This is a genomic window from Microbacterium sp. C5A9, assembly GCF_022627955.1.
Taxonomy (GTDB): domain Bacteria; phylum Actinomycetota; class Actinomycetes; order Actinomycetales; family Microbacteriaceae; genus Microbacterium.
In genome coordinates, this window is sequence record NZ_JABXGD010000001.1 from 294582 (window position 1) to 317723 (window position 23142).

Annotated in this window: 22 protein-coding genes; 11 read left to right on the forward strand and 11 right to left on the reverse strand. The window is 70.1% G+C overall.

Features of this window, described 5'->3' with window-relative positions:
• Positions 1-1053, forward strand: a complete 1053-nt coding sequence (locus HWD99_RS01270; RefSeq protein ID WP_241794428.1) for an iron chelate uptake ABC transporter family permease subunit — start codon at positions 1-3, stop codon at positions 1051-1053.
• Entirely contained in the window at positions 1050-1838 is a 789-nt protein-coding gene (locus tag HWD99_RS01275) for an ABC transporter ATP-binding protein (RefSeq protein ID WP_241794429.1), read from the forward strand. The genes HWD99_RS01270 and HWD99_RS01275 overlap by 4 nt, the downstream gene beginning before the upstream one ends.
• A 33-nt stretch (positions 1839-1871) precedes the next feature.
• Here HWD99_RS01275 and HWD99_RS01280 read toward each other — a convergent pair whose 3' ends face one another.
• Entirely contained in the window at positions 1872-2198 is a 327-nt protein-coding gene (locus HWD99_RS01280; protein WP_241794430.1) for a hypothetical protein, read from the reverse strand.
• Between the two features lie 187 nt (positions 2199-2385).
• Here HWD99_RS01280 and HWD99_RS01285 point away from each other — a divergent pair, with 187 nt between their 5' ends.
• On the forward strand, positions 2386-2724 hold the full coding sequence (locus HWD99_RS01285; RefSeq protein WP_194762813.1) for an ATP-dependent DNA ligase: 339 nt from the start codon (positions 2386-2388) through the stop codon (positions 2722-2724).
• Positions 2725-2741: 17 nt separating this feature from the next.
• Positions 2742-3020 (forward strand): hypothetical protein, encoded by a 279-nt coding sequence (locus HWD99_RS01290; protein WP_241794431.1) that lies wholly within the window; start codon positions 2742-2744, stop codon positions 3018-3020.
• A 14-nt stretch (positions 3021-3034) separates the two neighbouring features.
• Here the strand turns inward: HWD99_RS01290 and HWD99_RS01295 are convergent, their stop codons facing one another.
• Genes HWD99_RS01295 through HWD99_RS01305 form a run of 3 tightly spaced genes read right to left on the reverse strand, consistent with a single transcriptional unit; the run spans position 3035 to position 6984 of the window.
• Complete coding sequence (locus HWD99_RS01295; protein ID WP_241794432.1) at positions 3035-4264, reverse strand: acyl-CoA dehydrogenase family protein; 1230 nt, start codon at positions 4262-4264, stop codon at positions 3035-3037.
• A 12-nt stretch (positions 4265-4276) separates the two neighbouring features.
• A complete protein-coding gene (locus HWD99_RS01300; protein WP_241794433.1) occupies positions 4277-5503 on the reverse strand; it encodes an acyl-CoA dehydrogenase family protein in 1227 nt (408 codons plus the stop codon).
• Complete coding sequence (locus HWD99_RS01305) at positions 5500-6984, reverse strand: LLM class flavin-dependent oxidoreductase (protein ID WP_241794434.1); 1485 nt, start codon at positions 6982-6984, stop codon at positions 5500-5502. Before HWD99_RS01305 ends, HWD99_RS01300 begins: the two co-directional genes overlap by 4 nt.
• Positions 6985-7165: 181 nt before the next feature.
• Here HWD99_RS01305 and HWD99_RS01310 point away from each other — a divergent pair, with 181 nt between their 5' ends.
• From HWD99_RS01310 to HWD99_RS01325, 4 genes are all read left to right on the forward strand, one after another.
• A complete protein-coding gene (locus HWD99_RS01310) occupies positions 7166-8506 on the forward strand; it encodes a sugar ABC transporter substrate-binding protein (protein ID WP_241794435.1) in 1341 nt (446 codons plus the stop codon).
• Positions 8499-9425, forward strand: a complete 927-nt coding sequence (locus tag HWD99_RS01315) for a carbohydrate ABC transporter permease (RefSeq protein WP_241794436.1) — start codon at positions 8499-8501, stop codon at positions 9423-9425. The genes HWD99_RS01310 and HWD99_RS01315 overlap by 8 nt, the downstream gene beginning before the upstream one ends.
• Complete coding sequence (locus HWD99_RS01320) at positions 9418-10236, forward strand: carbohydrate ABC transporter permease (RefSeq protein ID WP_241794437.1); 819 nt, start codon at positions 9418-9420, stop codon at positions 10234-10236. Before HWD99_RS01315 ends, HWD99_RS01320 begins: the two co-directional genes overlap by 8 nt.
• A 169-nt stretch (positions 10237-10405) precedes the next feature.
• Positions 10406-12076: an Ig-like domain-containing protein gene (locus HWD99_RS01325; protein ID WP_241794438.1), complete on the forward strand. Its 1671-nt coding sequence runs from the start codon at positions 10406-10408 to the stop codon at positions 12074-12076.
• 94 nt (positions 12077-12170) lie between these two features.
• On the opposite strand, the gene HWD99_RS01330 is transcribed toward HWD99_RS01325, so the two are convergent.
• Complete coding sequence (locus tag HWD99_RS01330; RefSeq protein ID WP_241794439.1) at positions 12171-12707, reverse strand: small multidrug efflux protein; 537 nt, start codon at positions 12705-12707, stop codon at positions 12171-12173.
• Between the two features lie 155 nt (positions 12708-12862).
• Here HWD99_RS01330 and HWD99_RS01335 point away from each other — a divergent pair, with 155 nt between their 5' ends.
• Together HWD99_RS01335 and HWD99_RS01340 are read left to right on the forward strand one after the other, a co-directional pair.
• On the forward strand, positions 12863-14086 hold the full coding sequence (locus HWD99_RS01335) for a sensor histidine kinase (RefSeq protein ID WP_241794440.1): 1224 nt from the start codon (positions 12863-12865) through the stop codon (positions 14084-14086).
• On the forward strand, positions 14083-14685 hold the full coding sequence (locus HWD99_RS01340; RefSeq protein WP_241794441.1) for a response regulator transcription factor: 603 nt from the start codon (positions 14083-14085) through the stop codon (positions 14683-14685). Before HWD99_RS01335 ends, HWD99_RS01340 begins: the two co-directional genes overlap by 4 nt.
• Positions 14686-14894: 209 nt before the next feature.
• Here the strand turns inward: HWD99_RS01340 and HWD99_RS01345 are convergent, their stop codons facing one another.
• Complete coding sequence (locus HWD99_RS01345; RefSeq protein ID WP_241794442.1) at positions 14895-15578, reverse strand: cation diffusion facilitator family transporter; 684 nt, start codon at positions 15576-15578, stop codon at positions 14895-14897.
• Positions 15578-15910: a helix-turn-helix transcriptional regulator gene (locus HWD99_RS01350; protein WP_241794443.1), complete on the reverse strand. Its 333-nt coding sequence runs from the start codon at positions 15908-15910 to the stop codon at positions 15578-15580. The genes HWD99_RS01345 and HWD99_RS01350 overlap by 1 nt, the downstream gene beginning before the upstream one ends.
• Positions 15911-16059: 149 nt before the next feature.
• Here HWD99_RS01350 and HWD99_RS01355 point away from each other — a divergent pair, with 149 nt between their 5' ends.
• The gene (locus HWD99_RS01355; RefSeq protein ID WP_241794444.1) at positions 16060-16539 is read left to right on the forward strand and encodes a GNAT family N-acetyltransferase; all 480 of its coding nucleotides are present in this window, start codon (positions 16060-16062) and stop codon (positions 16537-16539) included.
• A 6-nt stretch (positions 16540-16545) separates the two neighbouring features.
• Here HWD99_RS01355 and treZ read toward each other — a convergent pair whose 3' ends face one another.
• From treZ to HWD99_RS01375, 4 genes are read right to left on the reverse strand one after another with little or no spacing between them, the layout of a single operon-like run.
• Positions 16546-18303: a malto-oligosyltrehalose trehalohydrolase gene (gene treZ / locus HWD99_RS01360; RefSeq protein WP_241794445.1), complete on the reverse strand. Its 1758-nt coding sequence runs from the start codon at positions 18301-18303 to the stop codon at positions 16546-16548.
• Entirely contained in the window at positions 18300-20648 is a 2349-nt protein-coding gene (treY, locus tag HWD99_RS01365; protein ID WP_241794446.1) for a malto-oligosyltrehalose synthase, read from the reverse strand. Before treY ends, treZ begins: the two co-directional genes overlap by 4 nt.
• Positions 20645-22855, reverse strand: a complete 2211-nt coding sequence (gene glgX / locus HWD99_RS01370) for a glycogen debranching protein GlgX (RefSeq protein WP_241794447.1) — start codon at positions 22853-22855, stop codon at positions 20645-20647. Before glgX ends, treY begins: the two co-directional genes overlap by 4 nt.
• Positions 22852-23136 carry a hypothetical protein gene (locus HWD99_RS01375; protein WP_241794448.1) on the reverse strand — a complete coding sequence of 95 codons (285 nt, stop codon included), beginning with the start codon at positions 23134-23136 and terminating at the stop codon, positions 22852-22854. The genes glgX and HWD99_RS01375 overlap by 4 nt, the downstream gene beginning before the upstream one ends.
• Between the last annotated feature and the right edge of the window lie 6 nt (positions 23137-23142).

Below are 23142 nucleotides of genomic sequence, written 5' to 3' on the forward strand. Positions count from 1 at the left end.
ATGACCGACATCGACTTCGGCCGACGCGTCCTCCGTGTCGGACCGCCCTCGCGTCCGCTGCTCCTGGTCGACGCCCGATCCCTCGTGATCTGCACCTCGATCTGGATCGCGATCGTCGTGCTCGCCGTCTACGCACTGTGCACCGGATCCGCGCAGATCACGCCGTGGGAGGCTCTCGCGACGCTCGCCGGACGCGGAGACGACTACACGACCATGGTCGTGCTCGAGTGGCGCGCCCCCCGCATCCTGATGGCGGTGCTGCTGGGCGCCTGTCTCGCATTGAGCGGAGCGATCTTCCAGAACCTCACCGGCAATCCGCTCGGTTCCCCGGATGTCATCGGCTTCCAGACCGGGTCCTACACCGGCGCGCTCGTGGTGATGCTGCTGCTGGGCGGGGGATCGGCGGCGACCATGGTCGGTGCCCTCACCGGTGGTGTGGCGACGGCGTTCCTCGTGTTCTTCCTGTCTTCCACGCGCGGGGCGGTGCGCGGCGTGCGCCTGATCATCGTCGGCATCGCCGTGAGCGCCATGCTCGCCTCGGTGAACGTGTGGATCCTCCTCACCGCGACCGTCGAAGATGCGATCATGGCGGGCCTGTGGGGCGCCGGCAACCTCTCGGGAGTGTCCTGGCCGACCTTCGCGACCGCCCTCTTCGGCTCCGCGCTCTTCCTCGTCGCGGCGGCCGCGCTGAGCCGGCCGATGCGCATCATGCAGGTCGGGATGCCGTTCGCGACCGCTCTCGGGCAGAACGTCCGGCTGGTCCAGGTCTCGGCGATCGTGATCGGCGTCGGACTCACGGCGCTCGCCACCGCGACGGTCGGCCCGATCTCGTTCATCGCGCTCGCCGCGCCGCAGATCGCCCGCCGCATCGTGCGGTCCGACGGGCTCGCTCTGGGACCGACGGCTGCCGTCGGCTCGATGCTCCTGCTGCTGGCCGATGTGGTGGCGCAGCGGATCCACCCCGACTCGCCCCTGCCGGTCGGCATCGTCACGGTGTCGATCGGCGGACTCTACTTCCTGTGGCTGCTCCTCCGAGAGGGAAAGAAGCGATGACTCGATTGATGGTCGACGGGGCGGCGCTCGGCTATGCCGACACGCTCGTGTGCGAAGACGTGTCGGTGCAGATCCCCGATGGGGCGTTCACCGTGATCGTCGGTCCGAATGCCTGCGGCAAGTCGACCCTGCTGAAGAGCCTCACCCGGCTGCTGCCGCCCACGCGCGGCCGGGTGCTGCTCGACGGCCGGAGCCTCCACGAGATGCCGACCAAGCAGCTCGCACGCGAGGTCGGGTTGCTTCCGCAGGGGCCTGTCGCGCCCGACGGCATCCGCGTGGTCGATCTCGTCACGCGCGGACGCTACCCGCATCAGAGGCTCTTCGCGCCGTGGTCACCCGAAGACGAGACCGCGGTCGCAGAGGCGATGGACGCCACCGGCATCCGCCATCTCTCGGGGCGTCTCGTCGACGAGCTGTCCGGCGGGCAGCGGCAGCGCGTGTGGATGGCCGTCGCGCTCGCCCAGCAGACCCCGATCCTGCTGCTCGACGAGCCGACCACCTACCTCGACGTCAGCCATCAGATCGAACTCCTCGAACTGTGCCGATCGCTCAACCGGCGACAGGGCCACACGCTCGTGGCCGTGCTGCACGACCTCAACCAGGCCGCTCGCTACGCCGATCACATCATCGCGATGAAGGACGGAGAGGTGGTCGCGACCGGCAGCCCGGGGGAGGTGATCACCGAATCCCTCGTCTCGAGCGTGTTCGGGGTGGATGCCCGCGTGATCCCCGACCCGGAATCCGGCAGCCCGCTCGTGGTGCCGCGCTGGCCCCACGCCGTGTGACCCGCGAGTCACGCCGCGGAAGTCACCGGATCGTCACTCGAGGTCGCCGGCGATCGGGCCGTCCTCCACTTCGTCGACGAGGCAGATGCCGCCCGACGAGCTGGCTTCCATCATCAGCTCCTGGATCCATCTCGCGTTGAGGCGCGGGGTCTCGGGCTCGTCGAACACGAAGCGCACGGGGATCGACGGGTGGAGCCAGATGGTCGAGCGCCCGCGGGGCTCGCCCTCGGGGTGGCGCCACGACAGCGTGAAGCTCTCCTGCCGACGCAACTTCGTGGCGATGGCCACCTTCAGATGGGCCAGAGCGCGATCGTCGATGCGGATCGGCTCCTCGGTGGCGCCATAGAACAGCATTCCCATATATCGAGCGTAGCCAGCACCGGCGTGACGGTGGGCGAAGAATCCGTGCGCGTAGGGGACACCGGCGGTGCGCGAACAGCCGATGTACATTTCCGACGTGGCATTCTGGAGATGTCACCACGTGGCGGTTCCCCCGGATCGCCCCTTTCGCACGGGTTCTGTGGAGATGGGAGCAGAGGAGCCTCTGATGGGCAGATTCATCTACGAAGGTGGTCAGAAGGTCGAGATCGAGGACCGCGCTCTCACGCACCTGCAGCTCGTGATCACGGCCAAGCTGCGCCGCGGCGAGCCGTTCTCGTTCTCGTGGAAAGAGGACTCGAGCGTCGGCGGCGGGCGCACGACGGTCTGGATCCACTCGGGCAGCGCCCTCGTCTTCAAGTACTTCGGCAGCCGCCAGCCGGCCATCAACCGTGCGTGGGTCGACGCGCTCGCCTTCACCGCCAACGCGCCGTCCGGCCTCTACATCACACCGGAACCCGCCGAGGGCGGTGCCGTGGAGCGCAAACCCGAGGTGGCGAACGCCTGATCTCGTAGGCTGGGGGAATGCTCATCGCCCTCATCCGTCCCGTCGAGAGCAGCACCGTCGACGTCATCGGCGCGACCCTCGAAGACGTGCACGATCAGCTCATCGCCCATCAGCAGCCGGGCTTCGTGCTCGCATCGGCTCCCGTGCGCATGCTCAAGGGCGAGGCGAAGATGGAGTCCACCGGCACGTTCTGGCGGGTCGACGGAGTGCAGGAGATCGAGGCGGACGACATGGCCGCTCTCGAGGCCAAGGTTCCCGAGGGCTGGCGGATGCTCTCGGTGCGCAGCACCGACTGAGCACCCGCTGTCCGTCACGACGTGGCGAGCGCCTCCACGCCCTCGCCGACGGACGTGCCCTCGCCGACCGACCAGATGAACTCGGGCGTCCGACCGTTCACGGCGTGGTCGCCGAGCTGACGGGCCTTGAAGATCCACGGGTTGTGCGACGACACGGTGCGGGCGTTGCGCCAGTGCCGGTCGAGTGCCGTGCCCGAGCGCACCGCCGAGGCCCCCAGGGTGTCGAACAGGCGTGAAGCCGCGCGCGGCACCAGGTCGGTGAGCACGATCTGCGCCTGCGAGGAACGCAGCTCGGCGGTGACCACGGCATCCTCCGTCTCGGGCGTTCCCAGCACGTCCGCCGCGTGCTGCACGGCGCGGGCGACGTCGAGCACGAGTGCCCGTGCCGTGGCGCCGGTCGCGGTCAGCTCGCCGACGATCTGCAGCACCTGCGGGTCGTCGCCCGCGCGGCCGGCGCTCCCGTGGCTGTACACGCGGGTTCGCGCCCGCACCTGGGCGACCGTGTCGCGTTCGATCGCCGCGGCGATGCCGGCGAGCACCGACAGCAGGGTGAGCTGGTAGACCGCGGTCTGGAACGGGAAGCGAGACGTGAACGGCTCGACGTCGTCGTCGTCGACCGAGGCGTCGTCGAAGACCGCGGTGCCGGTTCCGGTCAGCGGCTGCCCGAATCCGTCCCAGTCGTCGGAGATCGACACCCCGCTCTGGTGCCGCCGGATGATCGCCGTGGCCGGCGTGCCGTCGAGGTCGACCGTGGCGTCGATCCACTCGGCGAAGATGCTGCCCGTGGTGTAGAACTTGCGTCCGTCGACCCGCCAGGTGCCGTCTGCCCGTCGGCTCACGCGCGTCTCGCTCGTGCCGACGGCCGCGGGGCCCGTCTCCGACCACGCGTTGCCGATCAGCTCGCCGTCGGCGATGCGCTGCAGCCACCGCGAACGCCGCGCGCTCGGGGCGGCGGCCAGCAGGTGCTCGACGTAGGCGATGTGGCCGCGGAAGATCTGCGGCAGGTTCGAGTCGGCTGCGGCGAGCTCGATGAGCAGCTCGGCGAACGACGGCCAGTCCAGACCGAACCCGCCGAGCTCGATCGGCAGTCGCAGCCGTCCGAATCCGGCGTCGCGCAGCGCGTCCACCTCGGCACGCGGCAGTTCACGGGCCTGCTCGCGGGTGATCGTGCCGGCCCCGATCTCGGCGAAGACCGGGCCGAGGTGCTTCCGGGCGGCGTCGAGCCGCTCTCTCTGCTCACTCATCAGGCGCACCCCTCAGGTGTACAGCGAGATCGGCTGGAGCTCGCCGTTCAGCGTCCATGCGCCGACCTCGAGCTTCTTGTAGTCGATCGGGTCGTGCAGCGAATGGGTGCGCACGTTCCGCCAGAACAGGTCGAGCCCCACATCGGCACGGGCGGAGCTCGAACCGGTGATCTCGAAGATGCGATCCGCGACCTCGAGGCCGACCTCGGTCGAGACGACCTTGACCTTGGCGATCTCGATCGCGAGCTCGCCGCGACGCGCGGCCGTGACCCGGCCGCCCTCGTCGACCACCTCGTCGAAGAGCCGCCCTGCGCGGTCGGCCAGCGCCTCGACGGCGGCGATGCGCGACGCGAACTCGCCGACCACGCGCTGCACGAACGGGTCGTCGCGGTACGTGTCGGCCTGGCTGAGGAACCAGGCGCGCGGACGCGAGCGCACGATGTCGAGCCCGCGCGCGAGCGCCCCCTCGGCGATGCCGAGGTAGAGGTTGCCGAAGGCGAGCTGGATGCCGGGGGTGATGAGCGTCGAGAACGGCTCGTCACCCAGTTCGCCGAGCACGTCGGCGGGGGAGACCCGCACGTTCTCGAAGCTCACGGAGCCGCTCGCCGACAGGCGTTGCCCGAGAGCATCCCAGTCGCCGAGGTAGCGGATGCCGTCGCGATCGTGGTCGAGCACCACGAGCTGAACGGTGCCGTCGAGGTCGCCTCCGCGCACGGCGGCGGCAGCGAGCACCACGTCGCCGGCCGAGGCGCCGGTCGAGAAGCGCTTCAGACCGTTGAGGCGGTACTCCTGGCCGTCGGCCGTGAGCTCGAGGTCGGGGTCGGTCGGGTTCACCGAGTCGCCCCACACCCAGCGACCCTCGACGGTCTTGCGGTGCCACGCGTCCTGCACCGCGGGGTCGGCGGCGAAGCCGATGTTGCCGGAGTTGATGTAGTGGTACGCGAGCACCTGCGCGATCGACGCGTCGGCGCGCGACAGGATGCGGATCACGAGGAACGCGGTCTCCCAGTGCGCACCGCCGCCGCCGAACTCCGCCGGCTGCAGCAGCGTCACCAGTCCGGCTTCGCGGAGCAGGTCGAGCTCGACGGTCGGGTCCTCGTTCGCACGGTCGCGCTGCAGGGCGTCGCCGGCGAGCTCTGCGGCGACGCGTTCGGCGACGCCGCGCCAGTGCCCGCGTTCGGCGGCGTCCGCCGTTCCGGTCCAGCGGCTGCGATTCGTGGTCTCGGCGATGACGCTCATCGGGCGCCCTCCTTCTCGGTGAGTGCGGTCAGATCGGCGGTGGCGGCGGTATCGGTGGCGGCGTCCACCAGCGGTCCGCCGCGGGTGCCGTCGAGCGCGGACGCCCCGCCGGCGTACGCGCCGCGATAGGCGTGCGCGGGGTGCCATTCCGGGACGACGGGAGAGCCGTCGCCGCTGAGGCGCCCGCGCAGGGTCCCCTCGGGGTAGTCGTCCCAGGTCCGTCCGCGACGGCGGAGTTCGGGAACGAGATGCTCGACGATGTCCTCGAACGAGCCGGGCGTCACCACGTAGGCGAGGTTGAAGCCGTCGACACCGCCGACCTCGACCCAGCGCTCCAGCTCGTCGGCGACCGTCTGCGGACCGCCCACGATGACGGGGCCGATGCCGCCGATGCCGACGTAGTGAGCGATGTCGCGAGGCGTCCACTTGCGGTCGGGGTCTGCCTTGGTGAACACCGACAGGGCGGAGCGTCCGGCATCCGTGTCGACGTACTCCAGAGGCACGTCGGGGTCGTACTGCGAGAGGTCGAGGCCCGTCCACCCCGCGTAGAGCGCCAGTGCGCCCTCGACCGAGACGTAGCGGCGGTAGTCGGCGAGCTTCGCCGCGGCCTCGTCGTCGGTCGCCGCGACGACGACCGTGACGAGGGTGAGGATCTTGACCGAGTCGCGCGGACGCCCGAGCGCTTCGGCGCGGTCGCGGATGTCGTCGGTCACAGGACGTGTCGCCTCGGGGCGCAGGCCGTTGATGAAGATCGCCTCGCCGTGCTTCGCGGCGAACTGCCTGCCTCGGGGCGATGCTCCCGCCTGGAACATCACGGGGGTGCGCTGCGGGCTGGGCTCCGCGAGGTGGATGCCGGGGACCCGGTAGTGACGACCGTCATGGCCGATCGGGTGCACGCGGGACGCATCCGCGAAGACGCCGGCCTCCCGGTCGCGCAGCACCGCGTCATCCTCCCACGAGCCCTCCCACAGCTTGTACGTGACGTCGAGGAACTCCTCGGCGATCTCGTAGCGGTCGTCGTGGGCGATGAGGGTGTCGAGCCCGAGGTTGCGGGCGGCGGAGTCGAGGTAGCTGGTGACGACGTTCCACCCCACGCGGCCGCGGGTGAAATGGTCGAGGGTCGAGAACCGGCGCGCGAGCGCATACGGCTGCTCGTAGGTCGTGGCGACGGTCACCCCGAACCCGAGGTGCTCGGTCGCATGCGCCATCGCGGAGATCTGCACGACGGGGTCACCGAGGGGGACCTGAGTCGCGTCGCCCAGAGCCGTGGCCGCTGAATCGCGGTAGACGTCGTAGGTGCCCAGCACGTCGGCGATGAAGATCGCATCGAACCTCCCTCGCTCGAGGGTCTTCGCCAGATCGACCCAGTAGTCGAGGTCGTGGTAGCGATCGGCCTGGTTCTCCGGGTGCCGCCAGAGTCCCGGGGCCTGGTGCGTCACGCACGTCATGTCGAAGGCGTTCAGGATGATGCGACGTGACACGGTGCTCCTCAGAAGGTCGGGGACGACGCGACCATAGTCCGGTCGCGTCCGCCGCCGCAGAGCTCGGCGACACATTCGGTCACGGTGCGACCCAGTGTTACGCGCACCGTGCACGCGGCAGAGGTCACGCCCTAGCGTGAGCGCCGATCTGCTTCCCCGACCCGAAGCCTGAGGAGCCCCCATGTCCCTTCTTCCGAGCCGCGGCGGTCGCCGCATCCTTCTCGGCGCCGCCGGCATCACCGCCGCGACGATCGTCATCGCGGGCTGCGCGGCGTCGGCGCCCGAGTCGGGATCCTCCGGCGCCGACGGCGACTTCTCCGGCCAGACCCTCAACGCGCTGCTCATCACCTCGCACGAGGGGGCCGGAAACTGGCTCAAGGAGCACTTCGAAGAGGAGACCGGCGCCGAGGTCAACCTCACGATCGTGCCCTACGACGAGATCGGCTCGACGCTCGCGCTCGACCAGCAGTCGGGGGCGAACACCTTCGACGTGGCGGCGCCCTGGTACGTCTCGATCGGCGACCTCGCCGAGGGCGGCTCGATCCAGGACCTCACCGACTGGATCGAGGAGACCCCCGCGCTCGACACCGACGACTTCATCCCCTCGATCAACGATCCGTACACGCTCGTCGGCGACCGCCGCTACGGCCTCCCGTTCGACGGCGACACGCATGTGCTCTTCTACAACAAGGAGATCCTCGAGCGGAACGGGATCACCGAGCCGCCGGCCACGTGGGACGAGTACCTCGCCGACGTGCAGACCATCACCGAGAACGAGGGCGCCGACGGCGTCTACGGATCCGCGATCTTCGGTCAGAAGTCCCCGCTGATCCTCGGAGCGGCGTATGCGAACCGTCTCGCCGGCTTCGGCGGCGAGTTCGTCGACGAGGACGGCACCCCCACGATCAACACCCCCGAGGCGGTCGCCGCCGCCCAGGCCCTGGTGGATGCCGTGCCCTATGCCTTCCCGACCGCGGCCGAGACCGACTTCGGCGTCGGCAACGGCGCCTGGTACGACGGAAAGGTCGGGTTCATCGAGAACTGGACCGACCTGGGCGTGGGGTCGGAGACCAACCCCGACTCGAAGGTCGCGGGCAAGTGGGGTGTGACGACGCTGCCGGTCGGCGGCGACAACACCGAGGCGCGCGCGTCGCTCGTGGCGGGCTTCACCTGGGTCATCGCGGCCAACACGCAGAAGACCGACCTGGCCAAGGCGTTCATCGAGTACGCGGCATCGAGCGAGGTCAACTCCGAGCTCATCGTCGCCGACCCGCAGACGGGCATCGACCCGAACCGCGAGTCGTCTCTCGAGAGCGCGGCCTACGGCGAGACCTACCCCGACCTGCAGCGGGTGAATCGCACGACGCTGAGCGGATCGCTCGCCTGGCCGACCGGCGAGAACGCCTCGCAGGCGGCGCAGATCCTCACGGACGAGCTCGCCAAGCTCATCGCCGGCGACGGCGGCACCGCCCAGGAGACCCTCGACCGCGTTCAGGCCGAGTGGGAAGAGATCCTTGGCTGATCCTTCGACGCGCGTCCGTCGGGCCCGCCCGTCCCGCCTCGTGCCGGGACGGGCGGGCCGGCGCACGACGGTGCGCACGGCGTCGCCGATCCTCACCGCCCCGGTCGTTCTGGCGATCGTCGTCCTGGGGGCGTACCCGCTGCTGTTCATCCTCGCCGCGGCCTTCACCGACTCGACGCTCGGACGGCCGTTCCAGGAGTGGGTCGGCGCCGAGAACCTCGAGAGCATCCTCACCGACGGCGACGTGGTCGCATCCTTCGCCCGCACCGTGGCCTACGCGCTCGTCGTGGCCGTCGCGAGCGTGGTGCTCGGGGTCGCCGTCGCGGTGGCGCTCGAGCGGGCGACGCGCGCGGGAGCGGTCGTGCGCACGCTGCTCCTGCTGCCTCTCATCACCCCGCCCGTCGTGGTCGGCACCCTGTGGAAGCTGGTCTTCAATCCGGGTGGCGGTCTGCTCGCGACGCTCCTGCCGGGGGTGTCACTCGCCCCGCTGTCGTCGACCGCCTGGGCGCTGCCCGCCATCGGCCTCGCCGACGTGTGGCAGTGGACTCCGCTGATCGTCATCCTCGTGTACGCGGCGCTGCTGACGCAGGATCCCGCGGTGCGCGAGGCCGCGTCGCTCGACGGCGCGCACGGCGTCGGCCTGTTCCGGCACATCACCTGGCCGGCGATCGCGGGCACCGTGGTCGCGGCGCTCTTCATCCGCATCGTCATCGCCCTCAAGGTGTTCGATCTCGTGTTCGTGATGACCTCGGGCGGCCCCGGTCAGGCCTCCACGACCACGACCTATCTCATCCAGCAGGTCGCTCTGAAGGAGTTCGACATCGGGAGGGCCTCGGCCATCACGATCGTCTTCGCCGTGATCGTCACCGCGGTCACCCTCGGGGTGGCGGCCCTGGCACGAAAGGCCCGAAATGAGTGAGCGGAGAATCCGCCGCCGACCCGTCGCGAGCGCGGTGCTCGTCATCGCACTGGCCGTCACCCTCGTGCCGCTCGCCTACCTGTTCTCGGTGTCTCTCATGGGCCGAGACGAAACGGTGTCGGGCGTGCTGTGGAGCGCCGACCCGCACTGGTCGAACTGGGGAGATGTGCTCGCGACCGACATCCCGCGGTCGATCCTGAACTCGCTGGCCGCCGCGATCGGCGGCGCGCTCGTGTCGCTCGTCCTGGCGGTGCCGGGGGCCTGGGCGATCGTTCGGTACGACGCCGGCGGCCGCACGCTTGCGGCGACTCTCATGAGCCCCTGGCTGCTCCCTCCAATCGTCGCGGTGGTTCCGCTGCTCACCCTTCTCCGCGTGGTCGGGCTGAACAACACCCTCGTCGGGCTCACGCTCGTCTATGCGCTGGTGAACGTGCCGGTCGCGGTGTGGCTGCTCGAGGGGTTCATCCGTCGCCTGCCGGTCGAGATCGAGGAGGCGGCGCGCATCGACGGCGCGGGCACGGCGCGGATGCTGTGGTCGGTGGTGGTTCCGTTGCTGCTGCCGAGCCTGGTCGCGATCGGCATCATCGTCGCGATCCTCAACTACAACGAGTTCCTGCTCGCGACCTTCCTGACGCAGAGCGTGGACTCGCAGACCTTCCCGGTGGCGCTGTCGCTCTTCTACGGCGACCGCACCCCCCACTTCGGAAAGATCGCGGCGGCGTCGTTCATCGGCGTCATCCCGGTGTTCGCCGCCGCCGTGTTCTTCCAGCGCTGGCTCGTCGGGGGACTGACCGCGGGCGCGGTGCGCTGAGGCGGGTCCCCGTCGCGTCACCTGCAGTTTCGGAATATCGGTGCTGTATTCCGGTGGTCGCGTAATCGAACGTCGATTCTCTGCTCTCTTAGATGAGTCGCCGATGAGAGCGACGTGAATCGGACTGGGGAAGACGATGACCGGGGAAAACGGTGTTCTGCGCGCTCGGATGAGCGCGATCGATGACAAGACGGCGCCGGAGGTGCGAGGAGCACGGGCGCATCGACTGTTCGCGGCTCTCGTGGGCCTGGTGCTCGCGCTCGCCGGGGTGCTGGGGGTGACGCTGCCCGCCTCAGCCGCGCCGACCGTGACGTATCCGGGCGCGATCAGCAACCTCACGCTCGCGACCGAGAGCGGCACCGGCTCGCTCGGACAGTGGGACGCGGTGCGCATCTCGGGCGACTGGTCGGTCCCCGACGGCGCGAAGGCCGGCGAGACCTTCGGCATGACCCTTCCGGCGGAGTTCAACCGCCACGCCGCGGGAGACTTCACCATCGCGGATCCGGCGAGCGGAGCGGTGCTCGCCACCTGCGTCGTCGCCTCCGGACACGGACCGGAGATCGTCTGCACGCTCACCGACGCGGTCGAGGGGCTGGAGCAGATCGGCGGCTCCTTCTGGATGCAGGCACAGGCGTCGCAGTCCACGACGAGCGAGACGGTGGACTTCGACCTGGGAGACCGGATCGAGATCGTGGACCTGCCCGGCACGGGCGGTATCGGTCCTGAGCGGCTGACCGAGAGTGCTCAGCCTTACAAGTACGGCGGCGCCACGGCGACCGACGGTCGGCTCAAGTGGATCGTCGGCGTGCCGAGCGGCCACGTCGATGACGGCGGGTTCACGATCGTCGACACGCTCGACACCGGGCTCGACGGACACCACTACACGGGGGAGATGCGTCTCGCTCAGCGCGAGGTGCAGAACGGAGAGCAGACCGGGTCGTGGACACCGGTGGATCCCGCGCGCTATCAGATGGTCTTCGCAGACGACGGACTCTCCTTCCGGCTGACCGCGAGCGGACTGCCGAACAGTGGGTTCGCCTACGAGCTGACCTACTTCACGCAGGCCGACGGAGCCGTCCTCGAGGGCGATGTGTTCGGGAACCGCGCGGTCGTCAACACCACCGAGATCTCGGCCACGCACACGGCGACCGAGACCGGCGGTGGCGACGGAAGCGGTGTCGTGTACACCCGCTTCTCGATCACCAAGGCGCTCACAGGTGCGCAGGCCGACGCGGCACGCGACGCCGAGTACACCGTGCGATACACGGTCGAGGGATCGGATGCACCGGCGGCGACACTCACCGTGCCGGTCGGAGAGTCGGTCACCAGCGCGCGTGCGCCGCTCGGATCCACGTTCGTGATCGAGGAGATCGATCTGCCCGCGATCGACGGTGTCGAATGGGGCGAGTGGACCATCACCGGCGAGGGCGTGACCGCTGCGGGTGACGGAACCTACGAGGTGACTCCCGGCACGGCGGCCGGCGTCGAGCTGACCCTCACGAACATCGCCAACACGGTGCCGGCTCCGACACCCGAGCCCACGCCCGAGCCGACGCCCGAGCCGACGCCCGAGGTCACGCCCGAGCCGACGCCTGAGCCGACGCCCGAGGTCACGCCTGAGCCGACGCCCGAGGTCACGCCGACGACGACGCCTGGACCTGTACCGTCAGAGACGCCGGCCACGCCGACCACGCCGACCACGCCGGCGGCCGGTGGGCTGGCTCTCACCGGCGGTGGTGACGGCCTGGCGCTGCTGCCGATCGCCGGTGTGCTGATCGTCGGCGGAGCTCTCGCGGCCGGCATCAGCGCCACGCGTCGAGCGCGCGCAACGCGGCGCTGACCCGCAGCATGCCGAGAGCGGCAGCCGTCGACCCGGTGGGTCGAGGGCTGCCGCTCTCTCGTGCGGGCCGCAGATCGGCCGTGCGATTCGGCGCTCAGCCGACGGCGTAGAGCGCACCGCCGACGATCACGGCGACGATGGTGGTCCATCCGACGATCGCAACGGCCTGCCAGATCAGGATCCGTCCCTTTCCGACGCCGGACGCGGCGAGCATGGTCGCCGTGAAGTGGGTGGGGAGGAGGAGCGGGCCGAGCAGGCTCACCCCGGGGACTCCGTACCGCTCGAAGGCGCGCTGGAACTTCTCGCGTCGAGCGGCGCCGCGCGGCGTCGTCTCGGGCTCGTCGTCGATCACGGTGCCACCGCCGGCCAGTGCGGCCTGACGCGTGCGTGAGCGGTTGACGATCGCCGAGCGGGCGCCCGAGCTCGCGATGACGAGCACCGCCACGCACAGGAAGTTGCCCACGATCGCCGCGATCGCGGCGACCACCGGGGTGATGCCGCCGAGGATGCCGATGGCGACGGCGCCCTCGCCCTCGATGAACGGGATGGCACCCGCGAGGGCGATGATCAGCGGCTGCACGAGGTCGGGGACCTGCGCGACGATGTCCTGGAAGGTCTCGACGAGGTTCATGGTGTTTCTCCTGCGGATCGATGCGACGGAGGATCCGCCGCGATGACTCCAGTCCACCGTGTCGCGTCGCTTCGCGTGAGTGTCGGGTCGTCACCTCTTCCCGGGTGGTTCGCACGGCGCATCCGTGACATCTGTCACGCCCGTATCGTGGGGGCATGCGCAGTCCCTCCCGTGTCTCCGACCAGCTCGGCGACCCTTCGCCCGGAGCACGACAGCTCGCGCGCGGCATCACGGCCACGTGGTGGTACACCTTCTCGGCTGTGGTGCTCCTCGAGCTCTTCCTCGTGTTCGTGTGGTCGCTGCGCGTGTTCGCCGAACCGGTCGGCGCCGTCGCGCCACTGGTCGTCGGCATCGGCGGGCTGGTCTGGTGGCTGTCGACGATGCTCCTGCTGACGGACTATCGTCGTCGGCTCGATGCGGAGTCGGGCATCCCCTGGGCGCGCATCGCCGGGCCCCTGCTCATCGCCGTCGCCTACGGGGTCGTGGCGGGGGTGCTGGCCGACAGCCTCCTGCTCGGGGCGATGCCGATCGCCCAGTCGGTCGTGCTGCTGAACTGGCCGCGCGGGGTGCGATATCGCGTGGTCCTGCTCCTGACGGCCGTGATGCTCGTGCTGGCCTTCGTCGACGGGGCGCGAGGTGCGGCGGCCGGCGGTCCGGAGATCTGGGGTCCGTCGCTGTACGCCGTGCTCATCCCGTCGATGACGGTCAGCTCGCTGTGGTGGTGGGACGTCCTCGTCACGCTGGACCGCGCGCGGGCGTCCGAGGCCCGACTCGCCGCCACGCAGGAGCGTCTGCGCGTCGCGACCGACGTGCACGACCTGCAGGGGCACCACCTGCAGGTGATCGCTCTGCAGCTCGAGCTGGCGGAGCGGCTGATGGAGCGGGATCCGGCGGCGGCGCTCGAGCAGCTTCAGCTCGCGCGGGGCAGCGTCGACGACGCCAGGCAGGGGACTCGCGATCTGGCCACGCGGTTCCGCGCGGTGCCCCTGGGCGACGAGGTCGCGAACGCGCGCGATCTGCTCCGTGCCGCCGGCCTCGATGTCGAGGCGACGATCGCCGCTGATGCCGACCGCGCTCCCTCGGCGGCTCTGGGGCCGGTGATCCGTGAGACGACGACCAACGTGCTCCGGCACGGGACCGGACGACGCGCCCGTCTGTCACTCACGAGGGTGAGGGAGGGGTGGCGCTTCGAGGTCGCCAACGACGCCGAGCGCCCGACCGCGACGGATCCGAGCGGCTCCGGGATCGACGGCGTGCGGCGACGCATCGCGGAGGCGGGCGGGACGCTCGAGGTCAGGGACTCCGAGGGGGAGTTCGCGGTGATCGTGACGGTTCCCGCGTCGGAGCACGCCGTCACGGTCGAGGGGGAGCGGCGATGATCCGCGTGCTGCTCGCCGATGACGAGGCGATGATCCGGTCGGCGCTCGCCGCGCTGCTGCGCTTGGAGGGCGACATCGACGTCGTCGCCGAGTGCGCCGACGGCGAGCAGGCGCTGCGTGAGGCCCTCCGGCTGACGCCCGACGTCTGCCTGCTCGATCTCGAGATGCCGGGTCTCGACGGCGTCGAGGTCGCCGAGCGGTTGCACCGCGCCATCTCCACTCGGTGCGTGGTCGTCACACGTCACGCCCGCCCCGGTGTGCTGCGTCGGGCTCTGGCATCCGGGGTGTCGGGGTTCCTGCCGAAGTCGCGGGGCGCAGACCAGGTCGCCGATGTCATCCGCCGGGTCGCGGCCGGCGCGCGGTATGTCGACCCGGAGATCGCGGCGGATGCTCTCAGCGACGAACGTGCCCCGCTCACCGACCGCGAACTCGACGTCCTGCGGGCCGGGCGGCGCGGGGAGACGACGGGACAGATCGCTCGCACGCTGTCACTCGCTCCGGGGACCGTCCGCAACCACATCTCCGCCGTGCTGGCGAAGCTGGCGGTCGCGACCCGTCAGCAGGCGGTGCTGCTCGCCGAGGAGCGCGGCTGGATCTGATGTGCGCTGCCCGTGGTCGCCGCGCGGCCGGAGCAGAAGGTGCGGGTGGAGCCGTGGGAGAGGGGCCCCACCCGCGAACCGCGCAGGATGGGGAGCAGCGCGGTCCAGACGTCGACGAGCGTGATCCCCGTGCTCGTCTTTCGTCTCACCTACAAGACCTCGCTGTCGCGGAATGATGACGCGCCCTCACAGTAGACATGCAGGAACGGTCAGCCCTCGTGGTGGTCGTGGTGGTCGTGGTGGTCGTCGTGTTCGTCTTCGAGAAGCATCCCGACGGACGTCGCGCAGGCATCGCCCTTCCACGCTTCGAGACCCTCGCGCACGGCGAACACCGCGATGACCAGACCCGCGACGGCATCTGCCCACCACCAGCCGAACAGGGAGTTGAGCGCGAGGCCCACGAGCACAGCGGCCGAGAGGTAGGTGCAGATCAGGGTCTGCAGGGAATCCGCGACCGCGGTGGCGGATCCGACCTCGCGCCCGGCGCGACGCTCCGCGAAGGACAGGAACGGCATCACGATCACGCTCACGGCGGTCAGCACGAGTCCGACGGTGCTGTGCTCAGGACGTTCCCCGGAGAGCAGCGCGAGAGCCGAAGACGCGGTCACGTATGCGGCCAGTGCGAAGAACGCCACGGCGATCACCCGCAGCGTCGGCTTCTCCCACCGCTGCGGGTCCTTGCGCGTGAACTGCCAGGCGACGGCCGCGGCCGACAGCACCTCGATCGTCGAGTCGAGTCCGAAGCCGATGAGGGCCGCCGACGACGCGATCGAGCCCGCCGTCAGGGCGACCACCGCCTCGACGAGGTTGTAGGCGATCGTGATCCCGACGAGCAGTCGGATGCGGCGGTGGAGGAGGTCCCTGCGCGCCGGGGCGAGGATCGGAGACGCCATCAGCAGGTGCACCCCTCGCCGTCGCAGCACGTCGGCTCGACGATGAGCGCGACCCGCATGAGCTCGTCGAGGGCGGGGGCGAGATGCGGATCGGCGAGCTCGTATCGGGTGCGCCGCCCGTCGGGCACGGTCACGACGAGTCCGCAGCCGCGGAGGCACGCGAGATGGTTGGAGAGGAGCTGTCGACTCACGCCGAGGTCGTCGGCGAGATCGGACGGGTACGCCGAGGAATCGCGGAGGGCGAGCATGATCGCGGCGCGCGTCGCATCGGAGAGCGCGTGCCCGAGTCGTGCCACTGCCGCGGTGTGAGTGAGGGAGGAGGAGAGAGCCACCGTCTCAGAGTACAGATTCTGCTGAATTCAGGAAAGCGTGTTGTCACTGTCCGGGGATCGGGACGACGGGCGTCGGCGGCGCAACACGGCCGAAACCTCGCGTCGGTAGCGTTGCCGGTACGCGAGGCTGAGGCAGGAGAGCACGGATCATGGGTGTGACGATCGAACGGGTCGAGTGGGAGCATGACGATGCCGAGCGACTGCGCGCGGCGCAGCGCGCCGAGCTCGACGCGCGGTACGGATGCGACGACCATGAGCCGGGTGTGGTCCCGACGGCCGATGACGTGCCGGTGTTCCTGATCGCGCGGGACGGGACCGGAGAGGCTGTCGTCTGCGGCGGACTGCGCCCGCTCGATGTCGAGGTGCTCGGTGCCGATGTGGCGGAGATCAAGCGCATGTACGCTGCCCCGTCGAGTCGCGGCACCGGCGCCGCGGTCGCGGTGCTGCGCGCGCTCGAGGTCGAGGCGCAGGCGCTCGGCATCCGGCGTCTGGTGCTCGAGACCGGAACCGCCCAGCCCGACGCGGTGCGCTTCTACGCGCGAGAGGGGTATTCGCCGATCCGGCTGTACGGGCACTACGTCGGCAGCGACCTCTCGCTGTGCTTCGCGCGAGACCTCAGCGACGGCTGACTCGCGTCAGCGCCTCCGCTCGAGGATCACGGCCGCCTCCGGCGCGACGACGATGGTGCCTTCGCCCGCACGCGACGAGGACGTCTCGAGCAGGACGGCATCCGACTCGTCGACGTCGAACTCGACATCGCCCGCCGTCAGGTTCACGAGCACCGACGTCTGCCCGCGATCGATGCGGAAGGCTCGAGCCCCGGGAGCCGCGTCGGGTGTCAGGACCGCGGCGTGCGTGCGCGTCTGATCGGGATCCGTGAGGTCGGGACTCCGTCTGCGGAGGGCGATGAGTCTGCGGTACAGATCGAGCAGGCCGGCGTGCTCGGGTGTCTCGGGCTCGCGCCAGTCGAGGTGCGAGCGGTCGAAGGTCTCGGGATCCTGCGGGTCGGGCACCTGGGCGGGGTCCCAGCCCATCTGCGCGAACTCTCCGATGCGGCCCTCGGCGGTGGCCCGCGCCAGCTCGGGCTCGAGGTGCGAGGTGAAGAACTGCCACGGCGTGGTCGCTCCCCACTCCTCGCCCATGAACAGCATCGGCGTGCCGGGTGCGGTGAGGGTGAGCACCGCGGCGACCTCGAGGCGCCCGCGGGACAGGCTCGCCGTGAGACGATCGCCCGCGGCGCGGTTGCCGATCTGGTCGTGATCCTGCGCGAACGTGACCAGCCGCCAGGCGGGGACATCTGTCGGCAGGGGGGATCCGTGCGGCCGCCCCCGGAACGACGAGAACGTCCCGTCGTGGAAGAAGCCGTGCTCCGACACCTTGACGAGGGCATCGGATGCCGCGAAGTCGGCGTAGTACCCCGCGGTCTCGCCGGTGAGGGCCACATGCGCGGCATGATGCCAGTCGTCCGACCACTGCGCGGTGAGGCCGTAGCCGCCCGCGTCACGCGGCAGGATCAGGGTCGGGTCGTTGAGATCGGACTCGGCGATCAGGCTGAGCGGCCGATCGAGCTGGGCGGACAGGGCGTCGACCCGTTCGGACAGCTGGCGGAGGATATGCGGCGTCTGCTCGTCGTGCAGGGCGTGCACGGCATCCAGACGGAGGCCGTCGACGTGGAAGTCGCGCAGCCACATCAGGGCGTTCTCGATGATGTACTCGCGCACGGCCGGCTCATCGAGGTTGACCGACTGGCCCCAGGAGGTGTGTTCGCCGTCGCGCAGGTACGGCCCGAACTCGGGCAGGTAGTTGCCGCTCGGGCCCAGGTGGTTGTAGACCACGTCCTGGATGACCGCGAGACCGCGCTGATGGGCGGCATCGACGAATCGCTGGTAGCCGGCGGGCCCGCCGTATGCCTCGTGCACCGCGTACCAGAGCACCCCGTCGTATCCCCAGTTCCAGGTGCCGCTGAACGCGTTGACGGGGAGCAGCTCGACGTGGGTGACGCCGAGGCGCACGAGGTGATCGAGTCGGCCGATCAGGGCGTCCAGAGTGCCCTCGGGCGTGAAGGTGCCGACATGCAGTTCGTAGATCACCGCTCCGGCGAGCCGGCGTCCGGTCCAGCCCTCATCGGCCCACTCGAAGCGCGAGGCGTCGAACAGGGCGGAGGGGCCGTGCACGCCTCGGGGCTGTCGTCGTGAGCGAGGATCCGGTCGCAGGTCGTCGCCGCCGTCGAGGAGGAACCCGTAGCGCTCGCCCTCCGCCATCGCGACGTCCACACTCCACCACCCGTCGTCGTGGGGTGCGGGCGCGAGGTCGTGCTCCGAGATCGGTACGCAGGCGGGGGTCAGCCGTCGCAGTCGCACGCTGTTCGCGTGCGGGGCCCACACCGAGATCATCGATCCTCCACCAGCAGCGCGACGGGGTACGTGTCGAGCAGATCGGCCATTCGCAGCGGGCCCCCTTCGAAGCGTCGCCCGGTGAGAGCATCCCGCACCGGAAGGTCGCGGTGCATCAGCACGGTGTCGCCCCAGCCCCCGCGTCGGGCCAGCGCGACCGGAAGCCGCGTGGCCACGGCGATCACGCCGCCCCGATCCATCGCGATCGCATGGGCGGATGCCTCGCCGGCGACGCCGGCGGGACGATAGCCCTCGAAGAGGTCGACGTTGTCGCGTCGCAGGCGCAGCGCTCGCGAGGTGACGAGCAGCTTGGCGAGCCCGGAATCGTCGATGGGCGGCAGGACGCCGCGCTCGGCATCCTCGTCGAGCCGGCGCAGCATGTCGCGCCGCGCGGCGAAGTCGACGGGCCTGCGGTTGTCGGGGTCGACCAGGGAGTGGTCCCACAGCTCGGTGCCCTGGTAGACGTCGGGGACCCCGGGTGCCGTCAGCTGGAGGAGCTTCGCGGAGAGCGAGTTGACCCGGCCGGGAGCGATGATCTCGCCCACGAACCGCTCGATGACGTCTCGAGCGGAGCCGTCGGCCGCCTCGGCGATGGCGATGACGCCCTTCTCGAAGTCGGCGTCCGGATGCTGCCACCCGGTCGACTCCGCGGCCTCGCGCGCGGCCTTCAGCCCGTATGCGGTCAGCCGCTCGGAGGAGATCGGCCAGGCCCCGACCGCCGCCTGCCACAGCAGCGCGTCGAGTGGACCGTGCCCGGTCGAGGCGATGCCGCGGAGCTCGGTCAGCACCTCCGCCCAGCGATCCGGGACCTCCGCGAGCACCGACAGGCGCGCCCGGACGTCTTCGGAGCGCTTCGTGTCGTGGGTCGACAGGGCTGTCAGCGCGTGCGGCCACGAGGCGAGGCGTGCCTGCTGCGCCGCGTGGAAAGCGTCGACCGGCAGGGAGGCGATCGAGGGGTCGCCTCCGACCTCGGTCAACGTGCCCAGACGGGTGAAGCGGTAGAACGCGGTGTCCTCGACGCCCTTCGCCATCACGGCCCCGGTCACCTGGGGGAAGCGCTCGGCCACCTCGAGGCTCGTGTCGAACAGCAGCGGGGTGAGTTCGGCGATCGCCTCGGCGAGGTCGGGCCGCCGCCGTGCCGCATCGTCGATCGCCTGCTGCACGTGCTCGCGTCCGGCCGGAAGGTACGCCCGGTAGACGGGGAAGCTCGCGATGATCTCCGTCAGCGCGTCCTCGGCATCGACCACGCCGAACGGAAGCGCTCTCACCAGTCGTCGCACCTCGGACTGCAGCAGCTCGTCGGCGACCATCCGCTTGGTCGTGAGGATGAGGTCGTGCCACGACTCCGCGGCGGGCAGCGAGGTCTCGGCGCGCAGCCGGGCGTCGAGCTCATCGAGCGCCTCGACGCCGGCGCCGTCGATCAGCACCCGGTCGACCTCGCCGAGGGCGTCGTAGCCGGTGGTGCCGTCGGTGCGCCACCACGAGGGCAGCTGCTCGCCGGGCTCCAGGATCTTCTCGACCACGGTGTACGCCGCGCCGGTCGCGTCGGCGAGATGCTCCAGGTAGGCGCCGGGATCGGCGAGGCCGTCCGGGTGGTCGACCCGGAGCCCGTCTGCGAGGCCCTCGGTGATCCAGCGGGCGATCTCGCGGTGCGACTCGTCGAACACGTCGGGAAGCTCGACCCGGATGCCGGCGAGCTCGGACACGGCGAAGAAGCGGCGGTAGTCGAGGTCCGTGTTCTGGTCCTCCCAGAAGCGGAGCTCGTAGTGCTGGGCCTCGATCAACGCGGGCAGGTCTGCGGACAGCTCGCCGGTTCCGGGTGCCAGCGGCAGGACGTGGTCGAAGTAGCTCAGGGTGCCGTCTGGCGCGTCCTCCGCCGGGGTCGTGTCGACGACGATCTCCCCGGCAGCGAGCACCTTCTCGAGCGAGGCTCCCAGGATCGGCAGCCGGACCTTGCCGTCGGCCACCCTCCTGTCGACGTCGAAGGCCACCGCGTGCCGAGAGGCGCGGCCGAGACGCAGCAGGTCCCACCACCAGAGGTTCGCGCGCGGGATCGCCACCCCCACGTGGTTCGGGACGATGTCGACGAGGATGCCGAGTCCCGCGGCGCGCGCGGCGGCGGCGAACCTCTCCAGCCCCTCGGGGCCTCCGCGGGCGTCGTCGACCCGTGAGTGGTCGACGACGTCGTAGCCGTGATCGGAACCCGGTACCGCGGCGAGCAGCGGCGACAGGTACGCCCACGACGACCCGAGGTCGGCGAGGTAGTCCGTGACCGCCGCGGCGTCGTCGAGAGTGAATCCGGCGCGGATCTGCAGGCGATACGTCGACAGGGGGCGCTGGGTCATCGCGGGAGCTCCGGGCTCGGCGCCGGCGCCGGAGTCTCGGCGCGCTCGGTCTGGATGCGCAGCGAGGCCTCGACGGAGTCGTCCGTCGGGACTTCGGTCTGGTCGACCTCGCGCAGGACAAGCAGCGAATGGGCTTCCAGGGTCACCGGTGCACCCGCGTCGAGCGGCGTGCCGCCCGCCCGATCGGAGGCGGTGTCGATCGCGACCTCCCAGGCGAGCCCGTGTCGTCCGTCCGGGAGAACCGCGTCGATCGACTCGCTCCCGCTGTGGAAGTACACGAGGAAGTTCTGATCGGACACCGGGCGGCCGCGGCGGTCCTTCTCACGGATTCCCTGCCCGTTGAGGAACATGCCGATCGCGAGGCCGAAGCCCGAATCCCAGTCCTCCGGTTCCATGCGGCGACCGTCCGGTCGCAGCCACACGACGTCGGGAACCCGCTCGCCGTCCTCCGAGCGGACCGGCCGCCCGTCGAAGAAGCGGCTTCGCCGGAACGTCGGATGCGCGCGGCGCAGTCTCGCGACGGCCGCCGTGAACTCGATCAGCGGTCGATCCGCCGCCTCCCAGTCGACCCAGGTGATCTCGTTGTCCTGGGCGTATCCGTTGTTGTTGCCGCCCTGCGTGCGGCCGAGCTCGTCGCCGTGCGCGATCATCGGCACGCCCTGCGAGAGCAGCAGCGTCGCCAGGAAGTTGCGCTGCTGACGTGCGCGGATGCGGTTGACGGCCTCGTCGTCGGACGGCCCTTCCACCCCGTTGTTGTCGGAGCGGTTGTGCGATTCGCCGTCGGCGTTGTCCTCGCCGTTCGCATCGTTGTGCTTCTCGTTGTACGACACGAGGTCGCGCAGCGTGAAGCCGTCGTGGGCGGTGACGAAGTTGATCGACGCCACGGGGCGTCGGCCGGAGTGCTCGTAGAGGTCGGCCGAGCCCGTGAGGCGCGAGGCGAACTCGCCGAGTGCCTGCGGCTCTCCGCGCCAGAAGTCGCGCACCGTGTCGCGGTACTTGCCGTTCCACTCGGTCCACTGCGGGGGGAAGTTGCCGACCTGGTACCCGCCGGGGCCCACGTCCCACGGCTCCGCGATCAGCTTCACCTGCGAGACGATCGGGTCCTGCTGCACGAGCTCGAAGAACGCCGCGAGGCGATCGACGTCGTAGAACTCGCGGGCGAGGGTCGAGGCGAGGTCGAACCGGAATCCGTCCACGTGCATCTCGGTGACCCAGTAGCGCAGCGAGTCCATGATCAGCTGCAGCGCATGCGGGTTGCCGGCGTTGAGGCTGTTGCCCGTCCCCGTGTAGTCGGTGTAGTAGCGGCGGTCCTCTTCGAGGCGGTAGTAGGCCTCGTTGTCGATGCCCCTCATCGAGAGCATCGGGCCCATGTGGTTGCCCTCCGCCGTGTGGTTGTAGACCACGTCGAGGATGACCTCGATGCCCGCGGCGTGCAGGGCGCGCACCATCGCTTTGAACTCCTGCACCTGCTGGCCGTGCTGGCCGCTGGACGAGTAGTCGTTGTGCGGGGCGAAGAACGCGAGCGTGTTGTAGCCCCAGTAGTTCGTCAGTCCCTTCTCCAGGAGAGTGGAGTCGTAGACGAACTGGTGCACGGGCATGAGCTCGATCGCGGTGACCCCGAGGTGCACGAGGTGCTCGATGACGGAGGGATGCGCGATCGCCGCGTAGGTGCCGCGCAGCTCGTCGGGCACATCGGGATGCCGCTCGGTGAGGCCCTTCACGTGCGCCTCGTAGATCACAGTCTGCGCGTACGGGGTCTTGGGCAGTCGATCGCCCGCCCACTCGAAGAACGGGTTGATGACGACGCCCTTGACCATGGTCGAGGCGGAGTCCTCGTCGTTGCGGGAATCGGGGTCGCCGAAGTCGTAGCCGAACAGGGGCTGACCCCAGTCGATCCGTCCTGCCACGGACTTCGCGTACGGGTCGAGGAGCAGCTTGTTCGGGTTGAACCGCTGACCCTGCGCGGGGTCGTAGGGTCCGTGCACGCGGTAGCCGTAGAGCTGGCCCGGCTGCACCGACGGCAGGTAGCCGTGCCAGACGAACGCGTCGACCTCCTCGAGGAGCACGCGCTCCTCGGTGCCGTCGTCGTCGAAGAGGCACAGCTCGACCTTCTCGGCGCCCTCGCTGAACAGGGCGAAGTTCGTGCCCTGACCGTCGAAGGTCGCGCCGAGCGGGTAGGGGGAGCCGGGCCAGACGTCGTGGCTCACTGAGCGCGCCGAGTCGCGACGGCGCGGTGCAGCACGGTCTTCACTGCCTCATGGAAGTCGTGCACCTGAGCGACTTCGTCGGCCTGGTGGTACGGATGCCCGACGTAGCAGACGAACACCGGATGCACGTGCTCGACGTATCCCACGGGTCCTCCGTGGAGAACCGCGTAGCGATCGAGGTCGACGCGTTCGTACAGGGGCTCGACGGGCGTGGCCGCGTTCTGGGGAGCCGTGCCGTTCGCGGGCTGGTGGTCATGCGCGGCATGTGTCTTCGCAGTCATGAGGGC

Coding starts and splice junctions, on each gene's coding strand:
- HWD99_RS01270 (WP_241794428.1), top strand. CDS start 1: ATGACCGACATCGACTTCGGCCGACGCGTCCTCCGTGTCGGACCGCCC.
- HWD99_RS01275 (WP_241794429.1), top strand. CDS start 1,050: ATGACTCGATTGATGGTCGACGGGGCGGCGCTCGGCTATGCCGACACG.
- HWD99_RS01280 (WP_241794430.1), bottom strand. CDS start 2,198: ATGGGAATGCTGTTCTATGGCGCCACCGAGGAGCCGATCCGCATCGAC.
- HWD99_RS01285 (WP_194762813.1), top strand. CDS start 2,386: ATGGGCAGATTCATCTACGAAGGTGGTCAGAAGGTCGAGATCGAGGAC.
- HWD99_RS01290 (WP_241794431.1), top strand. CDS start 2,742: ATGCTCATCGCCCTCATCCGTCCCGTCGAGAGCAGCACCGTCGACGTC.
- HWD99_RS01295 (WP_241794432.1), bottom strand. CDS start 4,264: ATGAGTGAGCAGAGAGAGCGGCTCGACGCCGCCCGGAAGCACCTCGGC.
- HWD99_RS01300 (WP_241794433.1), bottom strand. CDS start 5,503: ATGAGCGTCATCGCCGAGACCACGAATCGCAGCCGCTGGACCGGAACG.
- HWD99_RS01310 (WP_241794435.1), top strand. CDS start 7,166: ATGTCCCTTCTTCCGAGCCGCGGCGGTCGCCGCATCCTTCTCGGCGCC.
- HWD99_RS01320 (WP_241794437.1), top strand. CDS start 9,418: ATGAGTGAGCGGAGAATCCGCCGCCGACCCGTCGCGAGCGCGGTGCTC.
- HWD99_RS01325 (WP_241794438.1), top strand. CDS start 10,406: ATGAGCGCGATCGATGACAAGACGGCGCCGGAGGTGCGAGGAGCACGG.
- HWD99_RS01330 (WP_241794439.1), bottom strand. CDS start 12,707: ATGAACCTCGTCGAGACCTTCCAGGACATCGTCGCGCAGGTCCCCGAC.
- HWD99_RS01335 (WP_241794440.1), top strand. CDS start 12,863: ATGCGCAGTCCCTCCCGTGTCTCCGACCAGCTCGGCGACCCTTCGCCC.
- HWD99_RS01340 (WP_241794441.1), top strand. CDS start 14,083: ATGATCCGCGTGCTGCTCGCCGATGACGAGGCGATGATCCGGTCGGCG.
- HWD99_RS01345 (WP_241794442.1), bottom strand. CDS start 15,578: ATGGCGTCTCCGATCCTCGCCCCGGCGCGCAGGGACCTCCTCCACCGC.
- HWD99_RS01355 (WP_241794444.1), top strand. CDS start 16,060: ATGGGTGTGACGATCGAACGGGTCGAGTGGGAGCATGACGATGCCGAG.
- treZ (WP_241794445.1), bottom strand. CDS start 18,303: ATGATCTCGGTGTGGGCCCCGCACGCGAACAGCGTGCGACTGCGACGG.
- treY (WP_241794446.1), bottom strand. CDS start 20,648: ATGACCCAGCGCCCCCTGTCGACGTATCGCCTGCAGATCCGCGCCGGA.
- HWD99_RS01375 (WP_241794448.1), bottom strand. CDS start 23,136: ATGACTGCGAAGACACATGCCGCGCATGACCACCAGCCCGCGAACGGC.